The sequence below is a fragment of the Anabaena sp. WFMT genome, assembly GCF_051781005.1.
Lineage (GTDB): Bacteria > Cyanobacteriota > Cyanobacteriia > Cyanobacteriales > Nostocaceae > Anabaena.
Genome location: NZ_JBPWOA010000043.1, coordinates 1 through 2,516, shown reverse-complemented (window position 1 = coordinate 2,516; position 2,516 = coordinate 1). Strand labels below are relative to the sequence as shown.

Sequence of the window (2,516 nt, the reverse complement as noted above, 5' to 3'; positions counted from 1 at the left end):
GCGATTCGTTGGGTATAAACTAACCCCAAAAAGGGTGGAGAATTACCCGCAAAGTTACTTAATAACTTTGACAATTTGATAGTCATATGGGTGAGGTTTTAAACCAAGTCCCATCCTCCAGGTGCAGGAGTGAAAGCACACAGAGCGCAGTCTCGAACTGTGTCCCCCAAGGTAGCGACTAGCCATCAATCCTTGAAGCGGGGGTGAAAGGTGTTAAATACTGGAAGCCTAATTCGGTATACATCAAGCAAGAGTTCATGAGTAGGAATACGAAGGTACGTTTGAACCATCGTCAGGAATAACCAGCGAAATCAGGCTTTATGTGCTGGGAGTCCCAAAAAGGGCAAGGATAATGGGGAGTTGGCAAGTTCCCGGTTGACCAACAAGCACTTCCTCTAAACCCGGTGGATAGTACCGCTCTAAAAACTCGACCAATGATTATCAGAAACGAAGTAACCGCTCGTATGTTCTCAGTCTTCAACAATTGAGTAGGTGCTAACCAATACCACGAGTAGGCAAGATTGATTCAAAAGCAAACGCCTCATTGTAATGATGAGGATAGGCAGACAGAATCACGGTGATTTGGAAGATGAAGTTTCCAGTAGCAGTAAATATGTCTAATACGAGTTTAAAGACTACGGCGGAATGGCGTTCTATTAACTGGCGAAAGCTAGAACGTAGAGTGTATAAGCTGCAACAGAGAATTTATCGAGCCTCTCAGCGTGGCGATGTCAAAACATATCGCAGACTCCAAAAAACGTTGATGAATTCTTGGTCAGCAAGAGTGTTAGCGGTTCGTAGAGTTACCCAGGATAATTGCGGCAAAAAGACGGCAGGTGTAGACGGCGTTAAATCGCTGACTCCTAATCTTCGTCTTGCCTTGATAAATCAAATAAAGCTGGGTGCTAAGGTCAGCCCAACCAGGCGTGTATGGATTCCCAAGCCTGGATGTGATGAAAAGCGACCTTTAGGAATACCTACAATGAAAGACCGAGCCTTGCAAGCACTTGTCAAACTGGCGTTAGAACCAGAATGGGAAGCGCGATTTGAACCTAACTCATATGGGTTCAGAGCCGGAAGGTCATGTCATGATGCAATCGAGGCAATCTTTAATTCCATCAGGTATAAACAAAAATTTGTACTTGATGCCGACATATCGAAGTGTTTCGACCGTATCAACCATGAGGCACTGCTTTTAAAATTAAATACATCTCCCACCATTCACCGTCAAATTCGTGCATGGTTAAAAGCGGGGGTGATGGATGGTAAGCAGTTGTTTCCTACATCTGAGGGAACGCCACAAGGTGGGTGTCTTTCGCCACTTTTGGCAAATATAGCCCTCCACGGGATGGAAAACCGGATAAAAAGTGCCTTTCCTAGTCGCACAATTGTCAAGAAAGGTCAATACGCTGGCTACCAGCCAGGAGCTACTTTAATCAGGTACGCCGATGACTTCGTAATTCTCCATGAAGACATAACCGTTGTTCAAAGATGCCAGGAAATAATCTCCGAATGGTTAATCGGCATAGGCTTGGAATTAAAACCCAGTAAAACAAGACTGACGCATACCCTTTCAACTTTTGTTGGGGAAAAGCCAGGATTCAACTTCCTTGGATTTAATATCCGTCAGTTCCCCAAAGGGAAACACCATACAGGTAAAAATACCAAAGGGGAATTACTCGGTTTTAAAACCATCATTACCCCAAGTCAAGAAAAAGTGAAGGCACATTATGACCGTCTGGCTGATGTAATTGACTCCCATAAGTCAGCACCGCAAGCGGCGCTCATTAAGCGACTAAATCCCATCATTAGGGGTTGGGCTAACTACTACGCGACTGTCATAAGTAAGGAAATCTACGCTCAGTTAGATGACCTTGTGTATCAAAAACTTGTCTCTTGGGCAAAGTTCCGCCACCCAAAGAAATCATTGGGATGGGTGTCAAAGAAATATTGGCATTCCATAGGCGAGGATAACTGGGTATTTGCAACCTCTGAAGGTGGGGAAAATCCATTTCGTTTACTTGACCATACTCGCATTAAAATAGTGCGTCATATAAAAGTTAAAGGCGAACTGTCCCCATTTGACGGGAACCTGGTTTATTGGAGTACAAGAATGGGCAACAACCCAGAAATGCCGACAAGAGTCTCATCACTCTTGAAATGGCAAAAAGGGAAATGCACCCACTGTGGATTGTTTTTCCGTGAAAACGATGTGATGGAAATTGACCATATTATCCCCAAATCGCAAGGTGGAAAGGATGATTATAAAAATTGGCAACTTCTACACAGACATTGCCACGACACAAAGACTATCAGTGATGGTAGTCCTGGCAGAAAATCTGGCTGTAACAGTGCCGAGCCTAAGCCACCCTCCGAATTGAACTGGTTTTGGGAGGAGGATATGTTGGTAATGAGGAATGCGTGATAAGCACCAAGTCACTGAGGAGCCGTGTGAATTTAAAGGTTCAAGCACGGTTTTGAAGAGCAGTGGCTCTCGTAAGGGAGTCGCTGACTTT

The 2,516-nt window shown here is 44.4% G+C and carries 1 protein-coding gene; it reads left to right on the top strand.

All coding sequences use genetic code 11. From position 1 onward, the window contains the following. The first annotated feature begins 589 nt into the window (after positions 1–589). Positions 590–2,425, top strand: coding sequence for a group II intron reverse transcriptase/maturase (gene ltrA / locus ACSQ6I_RS24645; protein ID WP_438888823.1), 1,836 nt, complete (start codon positions 590–592; stop codon positions 2,423–2,425). The last annotated feature ends 91 nt before the right edge of the window (positions 2,426–2,516 follow it).

What these genes read in the sequence shown, in the direction of transcription:
- ltrA (WP_438888823.1), top strand. Translation starts at nt 590, where the DNA reads ATGAAGTTTCCAGTAGCAGTAAATATGTCTAATACGAGTTTAAAGACT.